Origin of the sequence: Vibrio qinghaiensis (assembly GCF_002257545.1) — a bacterium.
Taxonomy (GTDB): Bacteria; Pseudomonadota; Gammaproteobacteria; order Enterobacterales; family Vibrionaceae; genus Vibrio; species Vibrio ordalii.
In genome coordinates this window covers 314,982-339,102 of sequence record NZ_CP022742.1, presented here as the reverse complement: position 1 = coordinate 339,102, position 24,121 = coordinate 314,982, and the positions used below count along the sequence as shown (strand labels likewise).

Annotated in this window: 20 protein-coding genes and 2 pseudogenes; 14 read left to right on the top strand and 8 right to left on the bottom strand. The window is 42.3% G+C overall.

Features of this window, described 5'->3' with window-relative positions; all coding sequences use genetic code 11:
• Nucleotides 1-14: 14 nt before the first annotated feature.
• The 6 genes from CCZ37_RS14785 (at nucleotide 15) to CCZ37_RS14760 (ending at nucleotide 6,759) form a co-directional block, all read left to right on the top strand.
• Nucleotides 15-941 (top strand): DUF58 domain-containing protein, encoded by a 927-nt coding sequence (locus tag CCZ37_RS14785; protein WP_094501199.1) that lies wholly within the window; start codon nucleotides 15-17, stop codon nucleotides 939-941.
• Nucleotides 938-1,408 (top strand): DUF4381 domain-containing protein, encoded by a 471-nt coding sequence (locus tag CCZ37_RS14780; protein WP_010318552.1) that lies wholly within the window; start codon nucleotides 938-940, stop codon nucleotides 1,406-1,408. Before CCZ37_RS14785 ends, CCZ37_RS14780 begins: the two co-directional genes overlap by 4 nt.
• 7 nt (nucleotides 1,409-1,415) lie before the next feature.
• Nucleotides 1,416-2,384, top strand: a complete 969-nt coding sequence (locus tag CCZ37_RS14775) for a vWA domain-containing protein (RefSeq protein ID WP_094501197.1) — start codon at nucleotides 1,416-1,418, stop codon at nucleotides 2,382-2,384.
• Complete coding sequence (locus CCZ37_RS14770; RefSeq protein WP_094501195.1) at nucleotides 2,377-4,278, top strand: vWA domain-containing protein; 1,902 nt, start codon at nucleotides 2,377-2,379, stop codon at nucleotides 4,276-4,278. The genes CCZ37_RS14775 and CCZ37_RS14770 overlap by 8 nt, the downstream gene beginning before the upstream one ends.
• Nucleotides 4,272-5,924 (top strand): BatD family protein, encoded by a 1,653-nt coding sequence (locus CCZ37_RS14765; protein WP_094501193.1) that lies wholly within the window; start codon nucleotides 4,272-4,274, stop codon nucleotides 5,922-5,924. The genes CCZ37_RS14770 and CCZ37_RS14765 overlap by 7 nt, the downstream gene beginning before the upstream one ends.
• 118 nt (nucleotides 5,925-6,042) lie before the next feature.
• Nucleotides 6,043-6,759 (top strand): SIMPL domain-containing protein, encoded by a 717-nt coding sequence (locus CCZ37_RS14760; protein WP_010318548.1) that lies wholly within the window; start codon nucleotides 6,043-6,045, stop codon nucleotides 6,757-6,759.
• A 47-nt stretch (nucleotides 6,760-6,806) separates the two neighbouring features.
• On the opposite strand, the gene CCZ37_RS14755 is transcribed toward CCZ37_RS14760, so the two are convergent.
• The gene (locus tag CCZ37_RS14755) at nucleotides 6,807-8,954 is read right to left on the bottom strand and encodes a GGDEF domain-containing protein (RefSeq protein ID WP_094501191.1); all 2,148 of its coding nucleotides are present in this window, start codon (nucleotides 8,952-8,954) and stop codon (nucleotides 6,807-6,809) included.
• 398 nt (nucleotides 8,955-9,352) lie between these two features.
• On the opposite strand from CCZ37_RS14755, the gene CCZ37_RS14750 reads away from it, so the two are divergent.
• Nucleotides 9,353-9,697, top strand: a complete 345-nt coding sequence (locus CCZ37_RS14750; protein WP_010318547.1) for a YajD family HNH nuclease — start codon at nucleotides 9,353-9,355, stop codon at nucleotides 9,695-9,697.
• Between the two features lie 17 nt (nucleotides 9,698-9,714).
• On the opposite strand, the gene CCZ37_RS14745 is transcribed toward CCZ37_RS14750, so the two are convergent.
• The 3 genes from CCZ37_RS14745 to CCZ37_RS14735 all read right to left on the bottom strand — a co-directional run bounded on the left by CCZ37_RS14745 (nucleotide 9,715) and on the right by CCZ37_RS14735 (nucleotide 12,548).
• A complete protein-coding gene (locus CCZ37_RS14745; RefSeq protein ID WP_094501189.1) occupies nucleotides 9,715-9,930 on the bottom strand; it encodes a DUF3820 family protein in 216 nt (71 codons plus the stop codon).
• Between the two features lie 117 nt (nucleotides 9,931-10,047).
• Complete coding sequence (locus tag CCZ37_RS14740) at nucleotides 10,048-12,048, bottom strand: M4 family metallopeptidase (protein ID WP_094501187.1); 2,001 nt, start codon at nucleotides 12,046-12,048, stop codon at nucleotides 10,048-10,050.
• A gap of 266 nt (nucleotides 12,049-12,314) precedes the next feature.
• Complete coding sequence (locus CCZ37_RS14735; RefSeq protein ID WP_019281856.1) at nucleotides 12,315-12,548, bottom strand: hypothetical protein; 234 nt, start codon at nucleotides 12,546-12,548, stop codon at nucleotides 12,315-12,317.
• Between the two features lie 168 nt (nucleotides 12,549-12,716).
• Between CCZ37_RS14735 and ptsJ the strand changes: the two genes are divergently transcribed.
• From ptsJ to CCZ37_RS14705, 5 genes are all read left to right on the top strand, one after another.
• On the top strand, nucleotides 12,717-14,009 hold the full coding sequence (gene ptsJ, locus CCZ37_RS14730; RefSeq protein ID WP_094501185.1) for a MocR-like B6 salvage transcription factor PtsJ: 1,293 nt from the start codon (nucleotides 12,717-12,719) through the stop codon (nucleotides 14,007-14,009).
• A 97-nt stretch (nucleotides 14,010-14,106) separates the two neighbouring features.
• Nucleotides 14,107-14,787, top strand: coding sequence for an MOSC domain-containing protein (locus tag CCZ37_RS14725; protein WP_094501183.1), 681 nt, complete (start codon nucleotides 14,107-14,109; stop codon nucleotides 14,785-14,787).
• Nucleotides 14,788-15,126: 339 nt separating this feature from the next.
• Nucleotides 15,127-17,679 carry a dermonecrotic toxin domain-containing protein gene (locus CCZ37_RS18890; protein ID WP_157729212.1) on the top strand — a complete coding sequence of 851 codons (2,553 nt, stop codon included), beginning with the start codon at nucleotides 15,127-15,129 and terminating at the stop codon, nucleotides 17,677-17,679.
• Nucleotides 17,680-17,915: 236 nt separating this feature from the next.
• Nucleotides 17,916-19,274, top strand: a complete 1,359-nt coding sequence (locus tag CCZ37_RS14710) for a CAP domain-containing protein (RefSeq protein WP_094501181.1) — start codon at nucleotides 17,916-17,918, stop codon at nucleotides 19,272-19,274.
• A gap of 136 nt (nucleotides 19,275-19,410) precedes the next feature.
• Complete coding sequence (locus CCZ37_RS14705) at nucleotides 19,411-19,638, top strand: hypothetical protein (RefSeq protein ID WP_244187307.1); 228 nt, start codon at nucleotides 19,411-19,413, stop codon at nucleotides 19,636-19,638.
• Nucleotides 19,639-19,764: 126 nt separating this feature from the next.
• On the opposite strand, the gene CCZ37_RS14700 is transcribed toward CCZ37_RS14705, so the two are convergent.
• Nucleotides 19,765-20,139 (bottom strand): Cif family virulence factor, encoded by a 375-nt coding sequence (locus CCZ37_RS14700; RefSeq protein ID WP_019281858.1) that lies wholly within the window; start codon nucleotides 20,137-20,139, stop codon nucleotides 19,765-19,767.
• Between the two features lie 107 nt (nucleotides 20,140-20,246).
• Between CCZ37_RS14700 and CCZ37_RS14695 the strand changes: the two genes are divergently transcribed.
• On the top strand, nucleotides 20,247-21,113 hold the full coding sequence (locus tag CCZ37_RS14695; RefSeq protein WP_094501179.1) for a LysR family transcriptional regulator: 867 nt from the start codon (nucleotides 20,247-20,249) through the stop codon (nucleotides 21,111-21,113).
• Between the two features lie 224 nt (nucleotides 21,114-21,337).
• Here the strand turns inward: CCZ37_RS14695 and CCZ37_RS14690 are convergent, their stop codons facing one another.
• From CCZ37_RS14690 to CCZ37_RS14680, 3 genes and pseudogenes are all read right to left on the bottom strand, one after another.
• On the bottom strand, nucleotides 21,338-22,087 hold the full coding sequence (locus CCZ37_RS14690; RefSeq protein ID WP_094501177.1) for a substrate-binding periplasmic protein: 750 nt from the start codon (nucleotides 22,085-22,087) through the stop codon (nucleotides 21,338-21,340).
• 193 nt (nucleotides 22,088-22,280) lie between these two features.
• Nucleotides 22,281-22,409: pseudogene (locus CCZ37_RS14685) on the bottom strand (L-threonine 3-dehydrogenase); the annotation flags it as partial.
• Nucleotides 22,410-22,499: 90 nt separating this feature from the next.
• Nucleotides 22,500-23,173, bottom strand: a pseudogene (locus tag CCZ37_RS14680) (IS1 family transposase); the annotation flags it as partial.
• 147 nt (nucleotides 23,174-23,320) lie between these two features.
• Here CCZ37_RS14680 and CCZ37_RS14675 point away from each other — a divergent pair.
• Nucleotides 23,321-24,031, top strand: coding sequence for a hypothetical protein (locus tag CCZ37_RS14675; RefSeq protein ID WP_094501173.1), 711 nt, complete (start codon nucleotides 23,321-23,323; stop codon nucleotides 24,029-24,031).
• The last annotated feature ends 90 nt before the right edge of the window (nucleotides 24,032-24,121 follow it).

Below are 24,121 nucleotides of genomic sequence, written 5' to 3'. Positions count from 1 at the left end.
GACTAAGGTTTACTATGCAAGAGTCACTTCCACCGTTTAGTACGGGTGTCACACTTTCATTGGCTGAACTGTTGCCTTACAAGCAGCACGCTATTCGCTGGCTGCCACCTGCTAAAAGTTTATGGGCGCAAGTATTGGGGCAGCATCAGAGCAAGCAACTCGGCCGAGGAATGGACTTTGCTGAGGTCAGGCAATACCAAGCAGGAGATGATATTCGGACCATCGACTGGCGCGTTACTGCGCGTACGGGAAAGCCTCATACCAAACTGTTCAGTGAAGAACGAGAAAAACCCGTCATTCTTTACGTTGATCTGAGCCGCTCTATGCAGTTTGGATCGCAGTTAATGCTCAAATCAGTGCAAGCGGCGCACATGGCAAGCTTGCTCAGTTGGTTAAGCATTGCCAACAAGGACCGAGTGGGCGCGGTGATTGATACTGGTTCGACACTGGTTGAGTTAAAACCGACTAGCCGCCAAAAAGGGCCATTACAGCTGTTGCAACAGTTGGTGACACTACAAAACCAACAGCTGCTGGAGCTTGATAAAACGAAATCACACAGCATGCAGCGCGGCCTAACTGCGTTGAATCGTTTGTGCCCTAAAGGCAGTGAAGTGATTTTGATCAGTGACTTCGTCCATTTCAATGCCACATTACAACCAATACTCAACCAATTGCAACGACATAATCGTGTAAAAATGGTGCACATTTACGATCCATTAGAGCAAGGAGAGACCCAATTTCGCGGTGTAGAACGCGTAACCGATGACCAACAGACGAGCTGGCTCAACTTTTCGAAAAATAGTACGCGCTTAGGGTTAAAAAAAGCCTTTGAATCTCAAAAAGAAAAACTAAAATCATTGAGTCAAACTATGGCAATTTCTTATACCTCACTCTCTAGTGAGAAACCTTTGTTGCAACAACTATCCGGATATAAAGAATGAAGGAATCATCAATAGCTACACTTTTAGATTTAAGCGCGATGCAACTGCCTGAGCTACCCTCTTGGTTTCCCTTGGCTTGGGGATGGTGGGCAAGCGCGGCGGGCATACTGCTCTGTCTGCTGATTCTGGTGTTAGCCATTCGTTGGCGTCGTAAACGCTTAGCCCCGAAAAAAACGGCGCTGCGTTTACTCAACCCCCAATTTGGGCATTTAACTCCTTCTTCAGCGATTGAGCTACTTCGTCAAGCCGCGCTTTGTTACTACCCTCGTATGGAAATCGCACATCTTACCGGCAAAGAGTGGTACACCTTTTTAGATTCACAAATTTCTTACCCTCTTTTTGTTCCCAATGAAACATTGTGGCAGCAAGCGTTATACCAAAAGCAGAAAACAGAACATAGTCAAGAGCTGATTAATCACTGCTATCAATGGGTTAATGATGCTTTGCCGCCTAAAAAACGGAGATAGCTAGGCTTTGGCAAATATAGAGTTATTGTGGTGGTGGATGCTATGCCTGCTGCCACTCCCGCTGGTCGTTTATCGATTCTTACCACCAGCAAAAGAAAGGGCAGCGATTCACCTGCCCTACCTTCCTAAAGATAATCAGCGTCAAGCACCAAACCAGATCATCGCTAAAATCATTGCAAGCGTTATTTGGTGCTTAGTAGTGATCGCCGCCGCCCGCCCTGTGTGGTTTGGCGAACCGGTTATTGCTCAGCCCAAACACCGAGATCTGATGCTGGTGGTTGACCTCTCTTACTCCATGAGCCAAGAAGATATGCTGCTTGGCGATCAGTACATTGATCGTTTGAGCGCCGTTAAAAATGTGCTCTCTGATTTTATTGACAAGCGCGAAGGTGATCGCCTTGGGTTAGTCTTATTTGCCGATCACGCCTATCTACAAACGCCTCTGACTCTGGATAGAAACACCATTCGCCAGCAACTTAATCAAGCCGTCCTTAAGCTGATCGGCACCCAAACCTCCATTGGTGAAGGGATTGGGCTTGCGACCAAAACGTTTATCGATAGTGATGCCCCACAGCGGGTGATGATTTTACTCAGCGATGGCAGCAATACCGCTGGCGTGCTCGACCCAATCGAAGCGGCGAAAATTGCCCAAAAATACAATGCCACCATTTACACAGTCGGCGTTGGCGCTGGCGAAATGATGGTCAAAGAGTTTTTTATGACTCGAAAAATCAATACCGCGGAAGATTTAGATGAGAAGACGTTAACACAAATTGCGACCATGACCGGTGGCCAATATTTTCGCGCACGAAACAGCCAAGATCTCGCCAAAATATACGACACCATTAATCAATTAGAACCCATAAACCAAGCAAGCCAAACTTGGCGTCCACAAAGTGAATGGTTTGGTTATCCGTTGGCGATAGCGCTCGCGCTATCTATGCTCTTAGCGCTACTAAGGAGAAATCATGTCTGAGTTTGTTTTTCTTACACCTTGGTGGTTAACCGCACTATTCCCCTTAGCACTACTGCTGGGCTGGTTCACTCTGCGTGCCAAACGACACTCTTTGATAGCACCGCATCTGGCTAAGGCGATGGGTTTGAACGCTAAAAAACATAACGCGGCCATCGTAATCATCGGCATCAGTTGGCTGATCGCAGTACTGGCGCTGGCTGGTCCGAGTTTTGAATCTCAAACACGCCCCAGTTACAGCAATAGTAACGCGCGCGTATTAGTGATGGACATGTCACTATCGATGTACGCTACTGATATAAAACCCAACCGCTTAACGCAAGCGCGTTATAAAGCGCTCGACTTACTCACGCAATGGCAAGAAGGTAGCACAGGGCTTGTCGCCTATGCAGGTGATGCCTATACCGTTAGCCCATTAACCACCGACACCGCAACCCTAAGCAACTTAGTGCCCAATCTATCGCCCGATATTATGCCCTACCCCGGCGCAGATGCAGCTCGCGCGGTTCAATTAGCCATCGACATAATGAAAAATGCTGGCCTTGCACAAGGTGACATTGTGTTATTGACCGATGACATCGACTCACAAGAGCAAGCTCAGATTGAAACACAGCTTACCAATACGCGTTGGAAATTGGTGATCTTAGGCATTGGTACACAAGCGGGCGCGCCCATTACGCTCAGCGATGGCAGCTTACTGAAAAATGCACAAGGGCAGACCGTGGTGGCCAAGACCAACTTTGCCAATATGCAGTCGCTCGCACAGAATATAAATGGATTATTTACGCCAATCAGCTTAGACAATAGCGATGTCGCAATGATCGCTAAGCTAGACCAAAACGAACAACCACACAGTACAACCAAGAGTCAACAAATGGTGAAAGAGCGCGTTAACAATGGCTATTGGTTAGTGCTGCTCCTCATTATCCCGTGTTTGCTTTTGTTTCGCCGTGGCGTCGTTTTTTCTTTGTTACTGCTCTTCATCCCTACACTGCACAGCAATAGTGTACAGGCTTCACCTTGGCTAAATAGCAATCAACAAGCCAAAAAAGCGTTTGATGCAAAGGAGTATCAAGCGGCCAGTGAACAATTTACAGACTTAGAGTGGAAAGGCATCGCTCAATATCAGGCTGGGGAATATCATGCAGCGGTGGAGACCCTCTCTCAACTGCCACAAGACAGTGCGCGAGTGCAATACAACTTGGCCAACGCCTACGCGCAAAATGGAGAATTGGAAAAGGCCCAAACCTTGTATGAAGAGGTGTTAAAGCGCGACCCAAACCATAAAGATGCTCAGCATAATTTGGAAATCGTAAAAAAAGCGCAGCAACAGCAACAGCAACAGCAACAGCAACAGCAACAGCAACAGCAACAGCAACAGCAACAGCAACAGCAACAGCAACAGTCTGGTGAGCCTTCCGATCCAAATCAAGATCAAAATCGCTCAGAAAATAAAAATAATGCGCAGAATAAAAACGGCGAACAAACAGAAGATAAATCTGACAAACAAAGCGATAACTCACCGCAGAACGACGGCTCTCAGTCTTCACCTCAATCGGCACAAAGTAAAGATGAGCAAAGTGAGCGATCCAAGGCCAACACGGCGGATGAATCGCCTGCCTCTCAACAGCCGACTGAAGCGACTCAAACAAATGAATCAATGAACAACGAAGATGAGGTCAGTGACAAAGAAGCCTCTGAGCAGCAAACACAGAAGCAATCGCAACCGCAACCGCAAGGCGATAGCCAAACCGTTGACCCGCAACTTCGCAAGCTAGAACAAGTCGAAAGTGCACGAGACCCTAGCGGCTTACTCAAAGCACAATTGTTGCTACAAGCAAGACAACGGCAAGAAGACCAAGCACAACCTCAACAAAACAACAGCAAGAAGTGGTAAGTATGAAATCGATCAAGCGTTCATTTTGGGCTGCGATTATCAGCCTAGTTTCTGTTGCTCTACTGAGCTCGGCCGCTAACGCGGCTGCACTTTACGCCAGCGTCAGTAAAAATAAGGTCGCGAAAAATGAAGTATTCCAATTACGAATTGTCGCCGATGAAAAAGTATCGACCGATGCGATCGACTTTAAGGTGTTAGAAGGCGATTTTTTCCTCGGCCGCCCAAGTTTTGGTACTTCGGTGAACATCATCAATGGCGATCGCAGCACGCGCAGTGAATGGAATGTATCGTTGGCAGCCAACAAACTCGGTATACTGACCATTCCTAGTTTTAGCGTCAATGGCGCTACTACTCAACCGATCGCGATTCAAGTTATCGCTGATGGTGAAGCGCCCAAGCAATCTGACCTTGTTGAAATACAAGCTGATCTAGAACGTAGCAAACTCTACCCGAGTGAAAGCACTTTTCTCAATGCTCGCCTAATCATCAAAGCTGATCCAAGAAGGCTGCAAAATCCACAAATTACACCACCCGCTGTACAAGGATTAGAACTGACAACTGAGGGAGAAGCTAACCAGTACCAAAGCTTATTGGATGGGGTTGAAGTCACCGTTGTAGACCAAAAATTTAGAGTCACGGCCCAAGAGGCAGGAACTTTCACGTTATCCGGCCCTGCGTTTAAAGCTGGCCTCATCTATGGTAACAACCAAACGGGCAGCACCCGCTTGCTGCAAGTCGATATTCCGGCCAAAACCTTTTCGCTCACCGTACTGCCGAAACCAGATAGCTATCAAGGCACTTGGCTACCTACACCAAAACTAACACTCAACCAAACGTGGCGAGATGCCACAGGGCAGATCATCACCGCCGAGAGCTTTAAAACCAAAGTAGGTGAATCGTTGACTCGTGAATGGATTCTGACAGTGAAAGGCCTTACGCAGACGCAGTTGCCTAACCTCTCAGTGCAATATCCAGGCTCAATTCGGCTCTATGCTGAAAAGCCTCAGTTTAAAAGTTTAGAGAATGGCGATGTGCAAATGACGCTAAAACAAGTACTCATCCCCAAAACCGTCGGTAAGGTTGAGCTGGCGGATCTCACCGTCAGTTGGTGGGACACCAAAAATGAATCTCAGCAAAGCGCGCAAGCCAAAGGATTAACGCTAGAGGTTTCGCCAGGTGAATTACTCAACCCCTCCACTTCTGTGCTGACACCACCAACAGTACCAACCGTCACTGTTAAAGATGCAGGATACTGGCCCTACTTTACCGCATTTTTTGCACTGTTATGGATGGCGACTATGGTCGTTGCTTGGTCATTTCGTAACGCACCACAGACAGCAACACAAGAAACCGACGCTCATCATCAACCGCTTGAAGGCCACCCATATCAACAGTTAAAAGAAGCGGTACAAAGCCAAGATGGTGCCAAAATCAGCTATTACTTCACCCTCTGGCGCGATTCAGTCGTATTAAGTGATGAAGAGAAAACCGCACTAGATGCACAAGTCAACCAGCAACTTAAAACTTTGTACGCACCTCAGAAAAGTGATTGGGATGGCTCAGCGTTAAGCTCTATGATTGATGCCATTCAAAAAAAGCAAACTAAGCGCCAGCATAAAAAATTAGAATCTCTGGCAAAACTCTAACCGAAAATGGCTGTCGAAATCACAATCTCAAATCTAAGGTGTGTTGTTATATTCAAACGACTCACCGCTGCGACTTCAAGTCGTTTGAGGACTGTTGCCAACAAAAGGAAAACAAGGCATGCAAATAAAAAGTAGCGCTTCATTGATCATCGGTTTGAGTTTAATACTCGGGCTCGCAACCCTCGGTTACTTTGTGCAGCAAACGGCTGTGAAATATAAAGAGTATGAGCGCGTGGTAACCGTTAAAGGATTATCAGAGCGAGAATATCCCGCCGACACCGTTGTTTGGCCGATCCAATTTAGTGTGGCCGACAATGATTTACCCACCATGTTCAACACGATTGAAAAGCAGAACCAACTGGTGACCGCATTTTTAGCTCAACAAGGCATTGATGAAAAAAGTGTCTCGCTATCATCGCCAGCGGTGATCGACAAAAAGGCACAGCAGTATGGTGGAGAAAATTTAGTCGAGTTTCGTTATTTAGCGAACCAAACCATTACGGTGTACAGCAATCAAGTTGACCTAGTGCGCGAGGCCATTAATAAGCTCGGCAATTTAGGAAAACAAGGCATCGTTTTTAATCAAGATCCTTACAACAACCGCGTTGATTATTCATTTTCTGGACTCAATGAAATCAAACCCGACATGATTGAAGAAGCGACCAAACAAGCAAGAGAAGTCGCAGAGAAATTTGCCAAAGATTCGCAAAGCTCACTTGGCAAGATTAAACGCGCTTCACAGGGACAATTTAGTATTGTGGATCGTGATAACAATACTCCTTACATCAAAAAAGTACGCGTCGTTTCAACGGTTGAATATTACCTCTCAGACTGAATAATCTGCTGTTCTCATTATTCTTGCCATGACTCGCCGCGCCAACACTATAGATTTGGCGCGGCGACTTTATCACTTCGAGTATGGTGTTTTTGCTCAGAGTAACCAACCACTTGATTTCTGCCATTATCTTTTGCTTGGTAAAGTGCCTTATCCGCTTTGCTGTACATCTCCTCAAACTTAAGTTCACTGGGAAGGTACTGGGCAATAGTGTAGCCAATCGAAACACTTAAGCAGTCACCATCAGGGTTCTCACTATGTTCAATTTGCTCTCGTTCAATACTAAAGCGTATGCTTTCAGCCAACGCTTTCACTTCTGCTGCATCACGGTTGGCCACCAACAATATAAATTCTTCACCACCAATTCGGCAGAAGAGTTCATTCTCTGCCTGAGCATGTTGGTTGAGAATATGGCCAATACGAATCAAAGCAATATCCCCTTCCAAGTGACCATAGTAATTATTAAATAAACCAAAGTGATCAATATCAAGCAGAATTAAACCATAGCTTACGGTTTCCGTTTGTACTCTCGAACCGATGCGTTCCAATAAATGAGCTAACATCCGACGATTTCCAAGACGAGTTAATGGATCCATTTTGGCCATTAAATCCAGTTTGTTGTTCACTTTTTGTAACTCATAGGTACGGTTTCGCACCTCAATTTCTAAGTTCTCATTCAGTTCACTGATCGCCTGCTGAGCACTGGTGCGCATCAATACTTCGGTTAAATTCGAGGCGAACATGCGGATCACTTCTCGCAGTTGCGAGGTCAATGGTGAGCGACGAATCAAATTATCCGCCGCAATAAAAGCAATAGGCTCTTCATTACTGGTCAGCATGGTCAAGGCTGTCCAACCAAAACCAACAATGTTGCTGTCATGATAAATAGGGACTGACTCTTCAAACACCACCTCATTAGGGTTGGCTTTGGCCATATCAACAATCATATTATTGGTGGTCCGAGAACGAAAATAGGATTCATCCACGATATTGCCCTGGATATCGGTTCCCCACGTTCCTTGAATATACGAGCAGTGTTTATCGGTCAAAAATACTGCCATACGATCAATGCCCATGCGGTTAATCGCAAAACTGACCGCCGATTTGCACACTTCACTCACCGTCATACAACGTGACAATTCAACCATGCTCGCATGCAACATACGAACATTTTGCTCCTGACGCTTACGAATATAAATTTGCGCAAGCAATGAACCAAAAGATTCCAACATCTGCTTTTGGTATTCAGTAATGGGCTGGCGATTAATGTAGTTATCAATCGCGATCCAACCGATGGTTTCATTACCATCACGTAGGATCAGCATCCCATTCCATCCTTGCCCGACTACATTGCCCGCCGTGTATAGAGGGGCATCGTCGATCAGCACCAAACTTTTAGTATCATCAGAAAGACCGCTTAAATAACTTTCTTCTAGCTGGTGCAAATCGTATTGAGTATGGTGTTCATTTACCGTTTTTCCGCTTTCATCCGTACCATAAGTTCCGCTAAAACAACGTTTTTTCATATCAAGAACTAAAAAAGCGGCTCGATCAAATCCTAAGCGAGTTTTCGTGACATCAACGGCCGCTCTGTGCAGCGCATCCAAATTGTCTGGGTTAGCCAGTTCAATCGCTAATTGATGAACCAGCTTCATGTTATCAATGAACATTTCGCGCTGTTTAATTTCGTCCAAATACTTTGCTTCGCGGATATCTCTATTTTTGAACTCCTTTGCCGCTTCAGATTCCGCGCGAAGACATTGCCAACGAGCCGCAATCAGTTGCAAACAATCGAGCTCTCCGGATTCTGTTTTCGCATGAATGTTGACGTTATCAATTGCCTCAAGCAGCAAATAGGTTCTTAAATCCGGGTGGTTATCTAACATAAAAAGAGAAGACTCACCGCCCATCACACTACGGTAGTCCCAATTGCAGGTGTTGATCGCTAGTGGAATTAGGCCATCTGAGGTGTCAAATTGTGCGGCCCAATTCCAAAAGGTATTTGGATACTTTTGCAGAGCAGTTGGTAAGTTATACTCAAATAATGACTCATGGCGCTTATTTAATGTTGGTGCGTGAAAGATCCGCATTGATTTGGGAGAAATGAAACTTTGAAGAAAATCAAACGTCGCTTCCGCAAGCATACGGTGGTTACGAGCAGAAGAAATCTGTTTGAGCAAAGTACGAGAGAACATATAAGCGGCCTGACATTTTAATAATTTTCATTGCAAAATTACCCAAAAGATCATGTGCAATCAAACTCTTAAAAAGGTCACTGTTAAGTACGCCGCAAATTTGCACTCAATGTTTTTACATCCTAGAGTTAACCTACATTTTTGAGATTTTGTTTCCATTTATTACATGATTAGTCCTATTATTTTTAGTATTATCTTATTTATAAGACAGCATTAGCAGCTCGCTAGGTTCATTCTTCCGCTGCATAAAGGCACGCCGATTGAGATCGAGTAGTAAAAGTGGCACTTACGCTAAGGTGTGAGCGTGTGCATTAAAATAAATCACACAAACTTTGATTAGCGTAGATTTTTGGTTTTTAATATCGGAAAAGTATTTTTAATCAATGGTTGGAATTAACATGTCGTCAGATTTTTATGGTTCAAGTGCCAATTATGCTCGTAAAGAGAGCGGTTACCGAGAAAAAGCACTTAAACTTTACCCTTGGGTGTGTGGCAATTGCGCGCGTGAATTTGTCTATTCAAATTTACGAGAATTAACTGTGCATCACAAAGATCACGATCACACCAATAACCCTGAAGATGGCAGTAACTGGGAGCTTTTATGCCTCTATTGTCACGATCATGAGCACTCTAAATATTCAGACCACGACCGATTTGGCGCTGAGCCTGTTGCGAGACTAGACGATCATCAAAGCGCGACCTATAACCCCTTTGCCGATCTCGCCAAACTGATGAAAAAATAATGCAGCTAGCCACTAGATCACATACGCTTTAGTGGCTTAACCACGCTGTCTAAGCCTTCAATTTTCAACGCTAAGCAAAGTTGCAGCAAACGCCCCAGCTCCCCTTCAGGAAAGCCCTTTTTATCAAACCACAGCAAATACTCTTCTGGTAAGTCGATAAGCGCTCGTCCTGCATACCTACCAAACGGCATTGGCATACGCGCAAGTTTAATCAGGTTCTCTTTTTCTAACATTTTGTGCCTTACAGCTGGCCAAACCAAGTTTAGTTTGGCCAGTTTATGTTTCTTAGCTTCCTTTCGGTACTGTTTTTATACCAAAAATATGCTCAGATAAGCTTTACAGCCACTGAATTACTTACAACTGCCTTGATAATTCCAATACCAATAATTATCAAATGGATCGGCTCCCCAATTATCTTGAATTGCAGTAAATCGATGCCCGTAGTATTGAACTTGCATACCCGTAGGGTAGTAATAAGAAGGCGACCATTCGCTCAGAGTAGTACATAAATCTTGAGGTTCGGGTGGAGCGGGTAATAAACCTTCTGCAATCACAACAAGGTGAGTATCTACAGAACGGTCAGCGCCAGTAACTAATACATAAATATCCGTTCCTTTTATACCACTAAAACCACAATATTCGTCATTAGTCTGATTACGAGAAACGCAATCAAAGTCATTCACTGATGCAGGTCTATTAATCGCTACATAAAGATCAACGTTGCCATGACCATGGTATGTATAAACTGAGGCTTCATCTGTTGAAAGATTTTTCAGAACATAATGTTGTTCATTACCATAATTAGCATCGATGATTACTGGTTTATTACTCGATAATGTAACAATGTTAGGTTCTGGTTGTGGAGTAGGCTCTGGTTGGCTTGAACCACAGTTTTGTACTTGGATCCCAACTTGAGCAAAGGCACTGCTTACGGCAGAGCTTTCATAACCGAGTTTATGTGCTGCTTTGCAAACGCCATCTGCACCTTGCTGAAAGTTTGAATTTGGTCGCCAATACAGTCGATTCGCCGTTGCATAAGCAATGAAGGCTTGCTTAATATTCCAGCCATGGCTGGTTGCAAGATGGTAAAATGCTTTGTTGAAAATTCCTGAGCTATGGTGGACGTCTATACCTTGATAATACTGGTTAATATGATCAATCGAACTGCCGTCTCGACTTGGGCGAATGAAATAACGCATCGCGTCTGAATATTTCATCACGTGCTCACCCATCTTCCAGTTAAAGCTGCCATGAACATATTCACTTAATGCTGCGGCTGCAACATCAGAAAAGGATTCATTCATCCCGCCAGACATTCCACGATACTCTAAACCTGAATTTTGCTCAGTAAAGCCATGACTCACTTCATGTGCAATCACATCCCACGTCGCAAGTGGATACATTGATTGATTACCATCTCCAAAGGTCATCTGACGACCATCCCAGAAAGCGTTACCGTAGTTATAACCGTAATGAACACGCATAGTGAGTTTCTGCTGAATAGGTCGAGTATTGAGCCACTCCATATACATGTCAAAAACACGTTGGCCAAAGTAGTGAGCGTCATTCATTGGAGCATAAGCTCCGTTAACAGCCCGATGGTTGTTAACGTGACAATCAAATTGATGGACCCATCCACCATACTGTTGATTATTCATATTGAGCGTAACAACATTAGCGCTATCCATGCGGCAGTCTTTGCTAACCTGGAAACCACCATATTTTGTATTAGCACCAAAGTAGTAGCGGCCACTTTTTTGATTACCGCCTGGGCCCTCGGCTTCAATAAAAGTCAGCCCTTCCCACTCATCAAGTATTTGTCCTGATTTAGCATCGACTAAGGAGATTGGGCGAGATGGGGTCATTCCGTTCCTAGAGAGAAAATCGACTTTATAGACCAAATAAGCGGTTTGCTGATCATCTACCCAAATCATCAATTCAGTCTGTGCATCCTGCACACTTGTAGCAGCAATACCTTGTAGCTTTCCTTTGGCGGCATCGATTGCTTGGTCAACATTAATCATCGGTAAAGTTGAACCAATATCTGATTCAATCCCCGTTAAGACTTGACCATCAATTACCTTTGCAAAACCACGATTAGAAACATCTGTGACCACAAAATGACCGTAGACCGGAAGCCCATAATGGAGCTGCTGTTTACGAACGAGTGTTTCCTGTCCTACTCTAACGACATTCGCATCACGATAGCTAAGTGACCGAGAAGAAGCAGAGAATCCTTTTGTATTATTTTCGTTGATCACCTTTGAGAGATCGATTTGTGAATAGTCAATTAAATTGGCAGCCTGTACCGAAAATACGGCCGACAATAATATTAATATAATAATAGGCATAGCTTACCTTTGTCTTTTTATTGTGTATTTAAATGCATAATGCCCATCTATATTACGGATAACTCAACTCAACAATTAAGTGCAAATAGTTTGATATATGATATTGATTCAGAATAATTTTTTATCCCCTAAAATAATGTGATCTTATTTCCAAACCAACTAGAATTAAGGCAACTCGATACGCTCAAAAATACAAACAAAAACGAAACCACCACTCCCCTTATTACGAACAAATTGATCACTTTTATCTCACTACCCCATTGCTGCTATGATTTAGGAGTAAATAGTATTTCCTTGCTGATGACCTTCATTCCATATGGCGTACTTTCAAGAATACGTCGTTCGCCGTTTGATATGTATTCCTTAATAGTAAAAGAGTCACGCTCTTTTACTATTTCACTGAACTGCTCCAATAGCAGGCTTCCATCGTGACCTATTGCCTCAGCACTTGCCAAAAGCTTTTCATTACAACAAATTTCAATTCGGTGGATTATCTGCATACTGATTTACCTACGTTTATGCCTAGCTATAGTCTGCACTAGGCCAAGTTTGTGTGAACACTTCGCATTATGAACTTTCTGGCTCATGCTATGTTTTTATCTATAGACAAACTTTATCTTGCCCTCTATATTTGTCATAGGATATATAATTTTTGTCATAGGTCAATAATGATTGTAGGGAAAACAACAAACGACATTTTCGAGTCCATACGCTCAATGGTCCACTCTGGAGAGTTTAAATCTGGCGATCTTCTTCCTCCTTTGAGAGAGCTAGCACAACATTTAGATGTCAATCGAAATACGGTCGCGGCAGCATATAAAAAGTTAGTGGATGCAGGAATAGCGGTTAGCGAAGGCAGAAAAGGGACTTCGATACGAGAAAAAACTCACACTTTAACTCGTGAGGGTACTCCACCAGGTTTAGCCTTGCTCGATTTAAGTGGAGGAAATCCTTCCTCATTATTATTACCAAATCTACAGCTTGCTTTTCAACATATCGCATACACTCCAAGGCTATATGGTGCGGCGAGCTTAAGCGAAGATATTGAAAAATTTGCGCGCAATTGGATGAATAACGATATTCAAGTACCATTTGAGTTAAACGTAACAAATGGTGCTGTTGATGCCATTGAACGTGTCCTTTCCAGTTACTTAATTGCCGGTGATAAGGTCGCGGTCGAAGATCCCTGCTTTCTAGGAAGCATCAACACCTTATATACTAACCGCTATACCGCTGTTGGAATCCCTATCGATGAACACGGTCTATGTATCGACACGCTCTCACAGCAACTTAAAAACGGGATTCAAGCACTGATCATTACTCCTCGTGCCCACAACCCTACGGGATATGGGCTGAGCAAAACAAGAGCCGATCAAGTGCGCCAATTACTCTCATTGTATCCACATGTGCTCATCATCATTGATGACCATTTCTCGTTACTCTCAACACACAATTATCACCACATCGTTCCCTTAGAAAGTAAGCACTGGGCTTTGATACGTTCTTTGTCTAAATGCTTTGGGCCAGATATACGCTTAGCCATCGTTGCCAGTGATCACGAAACATCATCAAAACTGCAGCAACGGCTGAACTCAGGTACAAATTGGGTCAGCCATATTCTCCAAGATTTGGCTGTATATTTACTTCAATCAGAGGCTATTAGCGAATCGTTGGAACAAGCAAAAAACATCTATAAGCAGCGACGAGAAAAGCTTATCCATGCTTTACAAGCAAAAGGGTTAAGAGTCTCCAACCAGCATGACGGTTTAAATGTTTGGGTGCAACTCAACAATGAAAGCACTCCTGTAATCATGGCGCTGGCTAAACAAGGCTGGTTAGTGCGTGCAGGTGAAATCTTTGGTTTAAAGCAAGCAAGTTATGGACTGCGGATCACCGTCTCCGAGTTAAATGATGAAGTTATCGATAGCCTTGCAGCCACATTAAGTCAAAGTATCGAGTAGTCATTCATACGAAATGCTTGGCAAAACATGATATTTGAGACGCTAAATGTAACGATTTTACGCTGAAAAAATTCGCCAACTAGTAAGAGGATAATTTATGGGAAATATACAACCGATTGCGATTTATCGAGGGAAAGTGTCGGAAGAGCTTGGGTTTAGGACCGCAATGAATAAACAGCCAATATTCGGCCCTATCTTTCTCAGAGAGAATGGATTAGAAGGCGATGAAGTTGCGGAATTAAAATTCCATGGCGGCCCAGACCGCGCGTTACTTCACTACCCATCAGAACATTACCCCTATTGGCTGGCACGATTCTCTTTAGACGAAACCTGTCGCGCTCCAAGTATGGGTGAAAATATATCCACAATTGGAATGACAGAGGAAAATGTATTTATCGGCGACCGCTACCAGTGGGGAGAAGCCATCATTGAAGTAAGCCAACCACGATCACCATGCTATAAATTAAACCGTCGGTGGGGGACTGACTCATTTTCCGTAACAATGCAGGAGCTCAGTCTTTGCGGTTGGCTCTATCGAGTTATATCTCCTGGGCAGGTGAGTGCAGAAGACGCACTGATATTAATTGAACGACAAGCAAGCCCTATCTCAGTGAAAGATCTTTGTCGTCTTTATTTTGGCGACCCTCTTAATCGAGAAGGACTGAGGGCGATTCTAGCACAAACTAAACTATCAGAAAGTTGGACTCAGAAAGTTATCCAGCGTCTAGAAACACGTCAAGTAGAAAACTGGAATTTTCGCTTGTTAGGTCGACCATAATAGTTTTTCTTAAATCTTTACGAAGAGAATTCAATTTATTACGACGATTCTTGACTATTCACTGCTGAAAACATCACCGTTTAGGTTGCACTCATTATTAGAGCAGCGATTGCGTACTGCCTCTGTATTACCTATTTTCAAAGCTTACTTATTTACACAAAAACAGAATAAAGTATTGTAAAATTAAAATGTACGATGCTTTATCCTGACAATAAGCCGTGTTAGCATATAGGCTCGATAAATACTTCAATCAGCTATTGATATATTTTTTGAATGAGAATTTAGCTCCGCATACTTGCTGGCTCGTTAAATAGATTCTTTATCCGTATAGGTAATTAAATGAATTATAAATTTTTTAAACCTTTGGTCTTAGCCATGGTTTTTTCGCTGCCCACCATTCCCTCTTTTGCCAATCAAACTCCAAATAATAATTCGGCAATAGGCTCTGAATCGCCATTACTGTTTGACAAAGCTTGGCAATTTAATTTTGCACAAGACTATGGCCAGTTAGTACAAGCCATACCAGATCCTGTCACCATCGCTTCACGAGAAATTAAAGCGGCTTTGCTCAAACATGGTTATCATGATATCGATCCTGACACCGTTTTCTATAACCGCTTTAATGGGGCCATGAGCAGCTCGCGTAGTTACAATGGTTGGGCACATGATACCGCTCCAGTGCAGTCTTATACTTTAACTCAAGCCGTAATGCTCAATGTATTTAATGAATATCGAGACACCTCACCTGGTACAATCGATGTAGATACCGGCATCTACACTCAAGGAGCTGGACACTCTCGTTACGATGAACATAATGAGGTACGTTTACTCTCTTCTGCACTATGGGATATTGCTTACTATAACCTCGATATCCAATCCACTTACACTCAAGAGCTGAATCATTTTTGGCAGCAATATGGCAAGCGCTACACTCAATTAACGCAAGATAGTTATGCATTCTCGGCTTATCAGCAATATCGCTTAGGGTTACTGAGTCAAGCACAGTACCAATTAGCGACATCACTACTCAAAAAAAACCGTTCACGAGAAATTAATGTCTACCGCTTTGATATTTACGGCTATGACTCCACTGATACTCTACTGATTGAGCAACAAGGGAAAAATGCAGGACTTCTGTACATCCCAGGAGCACCGCAACCCTTTTTCCCTTATGCCAATGAACGCCAGCTAAAAAAACACCTTTATAAAAGCCTGCGGAATGCGAATAACCGCGCAACCTTAGCCAAACACTTCAGTCTCTATCTACGCCAAGATGGCACGACTTATTCAGGCATAGATACCGCTCTTAAAGGCTTTGCTAGTGGTAGTTGGAATGAAGACTATTTCATGATGAAACATCGCCCAATTTACGGCGATGTCTTCGCGCGGCTCACAGAACAAATCAAAGCTCGTCTGGTCAGTGATGCTGATACTATGATCAAATCCAATAGTGAAGCACAACGCGACTACTTACTTTCTGTTGCTTACAGCGTAATGACCCTATTCCCTATTGTTGATGTGATCGCACCAGAGCTAGGCATCCCGCTAGGTATTACCATCAGTAGTACTCAATTTGGTTTAAGCCTAGATAAAGCGGTCAATGGCGATACTCTTGCTGAACGTCTGCAAGGGACGCAAATGAGCGCGATAAACGCAGCTATTGTCGGTGCAACCACTCTCTTTCCGACTCTAGCCCAATATGGACGCACTCTTGAGCAGTCTGCAGATATAGCTATCGATTCATTGTCAAATAGTGTGGTGATTAATCACGGCTTCCCAGTAGAAGAACTGAATAATTTTGTCTCAATGCCAAAAATCATTACTCATCCACAAACGGGTGAGGAGTTACTTGGTGTTAAGCTTACTGACAGCGGTAGAGGCACCTTGCTACGAGCCGATGGCTTTGGCTATTACCGAGAAATTGATGCCGCTAGTGGACGTTTATTAAGTGATAAACGAGTTGTTAGAACCTTAGATCAAGAGACCGGTGAACCACAATGGCTTGAACACGGAGGGCTTAAAGGTGGCAATGATGAGCTAAGTAATGACGCACTTTCCGAACAAAACAGTAGCCGTAGCGAATTACCTGAAATTTTGCTCCCAGAAGATTTACCTAATCGCCCAGGGCTAGGTGGCTCTGGCTACGCTGATATGACTGGTGGCCGTAACTTAGAAGCACTAAAAGATTTCTGGGAATTAGAGCAGAAAGTTGACCCTTATGCCTATCTGACCGACGTTAAATCCTTGCATCGACTCAACCAAGAGGCTCAACACGAGATACTCAATGTCCCCTTCCTACACAGCTATCAGCCCGAATTAAAAGGGAGCCTTGTATTTAGAGGCGATACACGGCTGCCTGATGAACTTTTCCACTCTGGTTTTAACCGAAAACCGGGAGTGGTAGAGTATTTTGAACTCGATCACCACACCCGAGGCATTAGCGGTGTGATTTCGACAAGTTCCGAGCAGTCTATCGCCGTAAGCTACGCATTACATCAGCAACGTGGTTATGTCTATGCAGTAGAACTCAATCATGGTGGCAAAGCTGTAAATACCTCTGTACGAGGTGTTTCACTTCACGAAGTCGCAACACTTAATATTCCGCCAGAAGATATCATATTTGCTGTAGGCCCGTTTAACGGTGCTGATATTGGGTATCATGATTTGATCAGCAAGCCTAATTATCGTTATCGTAGTGCTGAATTGCTGATTAATCCTCATGCAACCGCAACACCTGAAGTGGCCACACAAGCATTCGAACGGTTAAAAAATACGCTTAAGTATGATTTAAGCCCTGAAATGTCATTTGCAGAGCGCTATGAAAACCGCGCCGACTTATTATGGCATGAAGATGAAGCGCCTTTATCTCCAGCAGAATCAAAGAGCGAATAGAGAAATAATTTAGGCACAATACTTCAATCAGTAAGGAGGGGCTTCCTCCTTACTTTTTCCACTAAATTACATGAATTATACACAAAGCGTTTAGCCAAACCTCAAATTGACAATACCTACCAAACTGTAAACTCGATGTTAAGATTTTTGGGCTCTGACATTGACCTGAATTTCAAGCCAGATTCAGAAGGTAACATTCTAATTCCAAAGATTCATGTATGATTAAGGAATAACGTATGAGAAAGCAACATGTCTCAGCAGCAGTACTTATTGCAATTACTATGTCTGGGTGTGGAGGCGAAAGTTCATCTAGAGGTGACAGCACAACTTCTGATAGCGCTAATAATCCTAGTCACTCTGATACGCTAGGCAGTCCCGGAAACTCCGATGATTCATTAAACACTACCTCGCAGCAGCCTGACATTAAAGCGCTCAGTAGCAACATGCTCTTTGCTATTGAAGGCTTTGTAGATAGCTCTGACCCCATCAGAAACTACTCATCTATTACCGTTAAAAATGAACTGCCAGCATTCAAAGGTGCTAATACTCAAAATGTCGATGTGGTTATCTCTTCACCCACTATCATCATCGATAACGGAAGCCGTTTTGTTGATGATTGGCACTGTTATGAGGCGGTTGGGTTAAGCGCACAAAGACAAAGTAATAAATTGCTTGTGGATGGAACGCTTACAGAATATCGATATGATATGAATAGTAACTCTTGTTCTAGTGAGCATCTTGGAACGTATGTGTTTAACCATGCTGTAATCGACAGTTCTTTGAAATTTGAAACCGTTGGCAGCGTCGTGAGTAAAGACGAGAATGGTGTTGAAGCGGACTTACCGACTTACGAATTTATTGCTAAAGCACATGAACAGCAGTCCAAAGAGCGGTTTGGTGATTCTTGGGCGTTATTACAACGAGACAAAATAAATGCCGCAGCCAAGGAAGTTGGAGAGTCAATCTTTGAGTTGAATGCTCCGTCAGGAAATATCAATTTGGATTTAAGTCAACTTACTAGTGACACTCTGATCGATTTCGCATCGCTCGATAAAAATCAAATATTGAATGGTTCAGTGTGGGGCATGCCTGGCCAAGGTGTTGCCGATGAAAAATGGTGCCGAATTGTGAATATTCCAGATGTTCTAAGCCAAGACAGCATTAAGTATCAATCTGTTATTTCGACAAACTGTGCAAGGTCGACACAGCGCTATTGTGATGCATTTGATTCATCATTTCCGAGTGGGAATTACCCTCCAGTTGCCCCTATCGCTTGGGACAATAACACCGCGAGTAATGCTCAGTTGAATTCAGACGAGCAGTATAAAAGAGGGGCTCAAGGTCACTTTATTGTGAATAGTTCAGGCCAGAATGTGTTTGTTCTTTCATCGAACTCAGTAGTCATCCCTATCTTTGGTTACACAAGCCCGCGAACGGATGGGAAAATTAACAATGCGGGTCTTAATAGCTGGGCAGGTCATGAAGGGCACTGCCAAAACATTATGAATAGCACATACACAAAGATGGGAATTGGCTCTAAAATCAGTAAGTCTGACTCATCGAAGGTGTCTTACTGGACGCAAGATTTCAATTAACTACAGACGTACCGTCTGATGATTTCTTCATTTACGAGGTGTTTCACTTCACGAAGTCGCAACACTTAATATTCCGCCAGAAGATATCATATTTGCTGTAGGCCCGTTTAACGGTGCTGATATTGGGTATCGTGATTTGATCAGCAAGCCCAATTATCGTTATCGTAGTGCTGAATTGCTGATTAATCCTCATGCAACCGCAACACCTGAAGTGGCCACACAAGCATTCGAACGGTTAAAAAATACGCTTAAGTATGATTTAAGCCCTGAAATTTCATTTGCAGAGCGCTATGAAAACCGCGCCGACTTATTATGGCATGAAGATGAAGCGCCTTTGTCTCCAGCAGAATCAAAGAGCGAATAGAGAAATAATTTAGGCACAATACTTCAATCAGTAAGGAGGGGCTTCCTCCTTACTTTTTCCACTAAAAACCGCTACAACCGAAGAGGCAACGCTTCAGAATGAAAAGCATCAGGATGCCTCAAAGATTTACCGCTCACCTAACACTTCAAAATCATCGCTAGCTAAACGAGCTTTCCCATCACTCTCCACTACCCAATGCTCTTTATGTATGACACCAAATGCTTTATTCATTTGCCACTCAGCCGTTAGTATATATCCATTTTGCCCAGCGGGTTCCCAGTAAACATTCGTATAAGAAACCTCCTTAAAACCTTGATCCATAATATCTTGCCAGAAAGCCTCAATGGCACTTTTACCTTCAAAAACTCCAAATGGGCGAGCATGCATTGTTGATGTGGAAATGTATTGATCTGCACAACCTTTAGCATCTTGCTGGTTAAATGCGCTTTGCCACGCTTCAATGCCTTGCTGGCAAGCGGCTAATACTGAGTTATTTACCATCGTTTTTATACCTCTAAGTGATATTGTCCGCTATAGATTACCGCTACTCATCTCCATGAAAAACAGCAATAATAGAAATTACTGTTTAGTAAAAAAGAACAATAATCATGAATAGATTAAGACAAATGTCCATTTTTGCTCATATCGTCGAAGCAGGCTCGGTATCCGCGGCAGCTGATAAACTCAATATTTCTAAGTCAGTGGTTAGCCAGCATTTAAAGCTCTTAGAAAAAGAGCTGGGTATGATCCTGATGAAAAGGACAACAAGACGGCAAATATTGACCGATGTCGGTGAACGTTTTTACCTAAAATGCAAGGAATTAAATATACTTGCCAATTGCGCTTGGGATATCGCTAGCGAATATCAACTTGAACCTCAGGGGCGCTTTCGTATTACAGCTCCCAATGCATTGATGGATAGTTTAGTGGTTCCCGTTATTGCTGATTTGATGAAGACCTATCCAAAGCTGAAACCAGAGCTAATTTGTGATGATCAGCACCTTGATTTAATAGCCCACGACATCGATATTGCCATCAGAATTGGGTCCTCACATGATAGTAATATTAAACAAAAACGCATTGGTGAGTTTAGGGATGTTCTATGCGGAGTATCAGAAAAGAAAAAGAATATCAATGAATTGCCATATATTGCTAATGTTTGGCAATCAGAGAAAATAATACACCAATTTCACCACACTAGCGGTACATCTTTTATTTATACTAAACATGCAAATTGTATTGCAAATTCATTTCATAGCTGCCTATCTTTGATTCGTTCCGGTGCTGGTATTGGTATTATTCCTGATTTTTATTTAACTGAAATGGAGCAAAATCTAGTGAACTTAATGCCCGAACACACTTTACCTCTCAACACCGTCTACACCTTAACTCCGTTCGCAAGCCACGTTCCCTCGATAGTCAAACTATGTATTCATAATTTAGAGCAGTGCTTGGCAAGCAAACTGTCTAAATAAATGCTTTGCTGCACTATTTAAGAAAGAAATTAATACATTAAAAGGCTACATAGTCTGGCCATCTTGAACGGTGGATAAAAATCTACCGCTCAAGCTAGATTTTTGATCGATATAATAGAGCATTGGAATATGGATGATCTGATACGCTTCAAAGACCTTTTCAGCCAAAATGCATGCAAGATTTACAGCAAACGTCTCACCCTGCTTTCTGAAACGCTTTTTATTTATTTCGACAAATAATCCGCCATGATTTTTTCGACATCAATACGGCTTAACCCGTCATTGAGAATATTTTTCCAACGCTCGCCTTCTGGATTGTTGGTAAAAGCAACATGCAGCGACTTTTCCACCAGCAATTTGCTGTTCATTTGTAAATTGGCTTTTATAGAATCAATCGCTGGCGTGTTTCCTAGCAAATAGTGGTAAACGTTGCTGTCAATCACCGCAAGTGGAATCCGTCCATGGCCGACTTTCGCAAGATTCTGACTGTCGCTGCTGACCGCTTCTGATTTTAACTCTCCAGTTGCGATCATTTGATCCAATTCTTCGGTGTTAACATAGCCCCGCACCACACCAATTTTATATGGTTTTAGATCAGGCAAACTCGCCCAAGTTACAGGGGTTGCACTATTTTCAACAAACCCAAGTGGACCTAAACCAATCGAGTTAGAAAAGAGAATATCTTTAGATTCAAATAAGTATTCTGGAAAATATCCTGCATACTGAGCATCATTAGTCGCTAAGTATACAGCCCTCTCCCAAGGATAAAATTCAACTTTCACTTCATGTCCCATGGCCTTAATCGCTGCCGAAACAACCGCAATCGACGCTCCATTTTGCGCGAGTTTAGGTGAAGAATAAGGCGGCCATTCAAGTGAGGTCAGCGTTAACACATCCGCTTTAGTGTAAAATGATGAAAATTGACTAACCAACACGAGTGAACAAGCAGCTACCGACAGTTTAAAACGTTGCATAATGAGTATCCTTACTAAGGTATTTCCATTTAGCATAGTTAAGCTTCGCCAATGTACGAAAATTTTTGCGAAAGGAAAAGATGAGAAAGATACAATAGCGCCCAGTAGCTCAGAAATAGCGATTAAACATCGTAATGAAAATAATAGTCGAAGGTGCAAAAAACCTTCGACTATTATTTATTGGATTAACGAGTTACTGCCAATCAAGGATAACTTTGCCAGACAGCCCGCTGCGCATAGCATAGAAGCCCGTTTGGAAGTCATCAATTTTGTAATGGTGAGTGATGATAGGCGTTATATCGAGGCCAGATTGGATCATTGAGTTACCATCAAATGATTCACAAAACAAATGCCGTAAGAATTATTATTTAGATCATAATAGGCTATAATGTCATGACTCAAATCGGTTGAATTACCAGTAGAGCTCTCGCTCGATAAACGTCCCTATAACTTTCTCATGCATCTCTTCTGATTTTGAAAAACTGATCGTTTCACGAACCAGTCGCTTTAATCTTGAACCTAATGTCAGATTGTTGCGCTCAATTCATTGAGTGAACCTTTTACCTACCATGCGCTTTTTTCTTGGTAACTCTTTCCTTTAGACACTGAAATCATCAGTGGAAAAAACTGATGTCGAACGGCTTTAGTAAAGCGAGTAATGCTCGCAACGCATCCCTATTACGTTTACCAAATGCGTGAGCAATAGCGTGTTTATAGCACGGCTCCCATGCATACCAAAACCAACGACGATTTTTCTTATTACCTACGAATGACCATTGTTCATCGACTTCACGCATGAGAGAGGTTTGCTCTATCGAAAGTTAAGCTATTGAGGTCAACTACACTTGCCTTGACGAGAGTTTAAAGTCCTCAATACCGTGTTGTACGCCACATTCAACGCTCAGACCGTCTCCCTAACGCTAAATCTATTCATGCCATATCTACAATTTTTTCTTTTACATCTGGCTTGCGAGCTTCATAGACATAATCGAGTTGAAAGCTCTTCTTACACTCGATACATCTGAAGCGAGGAAAGCCTGAATGTCCCTTTTCATGTTTACGGACGGATTCAGTTTTATCACAGAAATGACCTTAAATACTGACTGTAAGAATAGTAATAAATTTTCATAAAAAGTCTCGTGATATGGAACCTTGTTAATGATTAATATTACTTTTCTTAATCCGAGTTAAGTAAAAACTTAGTTAATCATTAATTTTTAGATAGGTAACATTATGGCAATCTCTTCTTTTTTTTCTTGCATTTTACCGAATTCATCCATATCTGAGAGTGAATTAAAAAAAATAGAAAAAATAGATATAAAATCAATTTCTAAAACTGATATTAATAGAATCAAAAAATCACTTTCAAGAAAGAAAACATCATTAGAAAAAAAAGGAAGAATAGTCATAATTTTAAATAAAAAAGGGCAATATAATGAGTGTGATAATCATATATTATCTAAATATAACTCTGAAAAAATAGTTGATTTAAGAGTTAATCAAGTAGTTGAGAGTGCTTTTAGTTCGATAATAGAGAATAAAAATAACCCATTGGTATCACCTACTAAAGAAGAAATTAAACAACACTTTGCCTGCTATGGCGTAGGTTTAATAGAACAAAAATTATTACTAAAAGAAATAGACTCAGAACAAGCAAAAAAACACATTAAAGAATTGCTAAAATGGATAAAAGCTAATAAAGCGTGTATTGGTAGATCTGGGCTTCAAGCAACGCTAAGAAGTGAAGTAGATAAAATGAAACTAGATCAAGGACAATTAAATGTTAACTTGAGGATGAGTGTGACTAATCAGATTAACAAGCAAGTTGAAAGTAAAATAAATGATCATTTATCTAGCTATGCTAAGAAGAAGTATGGTGGTGCTACCATTTTAACTGGAGAATCAATAGACAGTTGGATTTTAAATAATATTAACATATCCTAATAATCTAATCTTTCATTTATTAAATTATAATACATACACTTAATATATTTTTAGCTAGCCAGATTTATGGGGTAAACAAAAAATGAAGAC

What these genes read in the sequence shown, in the direction of transcription:
- CCZ37_RS14675 (WP_094501173.1), top strand. Translation starts at nt 23,321, where the DNA reads ATGGCAATCTCTTCTTTTTTTTCTTGCATTTTACCGAATTCATCCATA.
- CCZ37_RS14740 (WP_094501187.1), bottom strand. Translation starts at nt 12,048, where the DNA reads ATGCCTATTATTATATTAATATTATTGTCGGCCGTATTTTCGGTACAG.
- CCZ37_RS14735 (WP_019281856.1), bottom strand. Translation starts at nt 12,548, where the DNA reads ATGCAGATAATCCACCGAATTGAAATTTGTTGTAATGAAAAGCTTTTG.
- CCZ37_RS18890 (WP_157729212.1), top strand. Translation starts at nt 15,127, where the DNA reads ATGAATTATAAATTTTTTAAACCTTTGGTCTTAGCCATGGTTTTTTCG.
- CCZ37_RS14755 (WP_094501191.1), bottom strand. Translation starts at nt 8,954, where the DNA reads ATGTTCTCTCGTACTTTGCTCAAACAGATTTCTTCTGCTCGTAACCAC.
- CCZ37_RS14785 (WP_094501199.1), top strand. Translation starts at nt 15, where the DNA reads ATGCAAGAGTCACTTCCACCGTTTAGTACGGGTGTCACACTTTCATTG.
- CCZ37_RS14725 (WP_094501183.1), top strand. Translation starts at nt 14,107, where the DNA reads ATGGGAAATATACAACCGATTGCGATTTATCGAGGGAAAGTGTCGGAA.
- CCZ37_RS14745 (WP_094501189.1), bottom strand. Translation starts at nt 9,930, where the DNA reads ATGTTAGAAAAAGAGAACCTGATTAAACTTGCGCGTATGCCAATGCCG.
- CCZ37_RS14750 (WP_010318547.1), top strand. Translation starts at nt 9,353, where the DNA reads ATGTCGTCAGATTTTTATGGTTCAAGTGCCAATTATGCTCGTAAAGAG.
- CCZ37_RS14710 (WP_094501181.1), top strand. Translation starts at nt 17,916, where the DNA reads ATGAGAAAGCAACATGTCTCAGCAGCAGTACTTATTGCAATTACTATG.
- CCZ37_RS14695 (WP_094501179.1), top strand. Translation starts at nt 20,247, where the DNA reads ATGAATAGATTAAGACAAATGTCCATTTTTGCTCATATCGTCGAAGCA.
- CCZ37_RS14700 (WP_019281858.1), bottom strand. Translation starts at nt 20,139, where the DNA reads ATGGTAAATAACTCAGTATTAGCCGCTTGCCAGCAAGGCATTGAAGCG.
- CCZ37_RS14770 (WP_094501195.1), top strand. Translation starts at nt 2,377, where the DNA reads ATGTCTGAGTTTGTTTTTCTTACACCTTGGTGGTTAACCGCACTATTC.
- ptsJ (WP_094501185.1), top strand. Translation starts at nt 12,717, where the DNA reads ATGATTGTAGGGAAAACAACAAACGACATTTTCGAGTCCATACGCTCA.
- CCZ37_RS14760 (WP_010318548.1), top strand. Translation starts at nt 6,043, where the DNA reads ATGCAAATAAAAAGTAGCGCTTCATTGATCATCGGTTTGAGTTTAATA.
- CCZ37_RS14780 (WP_010318552.1), top strand. Translation starts at nt 938, where the DNA reads ATGAAGGAATCATCAATAGCTACACTTTTAGATTTAAGCGCGATGCAA.
- CCZ37_RS14690 (WP_094501177.1), bottom strand. Translation starts at nt 22,087, where the DNA reads ATGCAACGTTTTAAACTGTCGGTAGCTGCTTGTTCACTCGTGTTGGTT.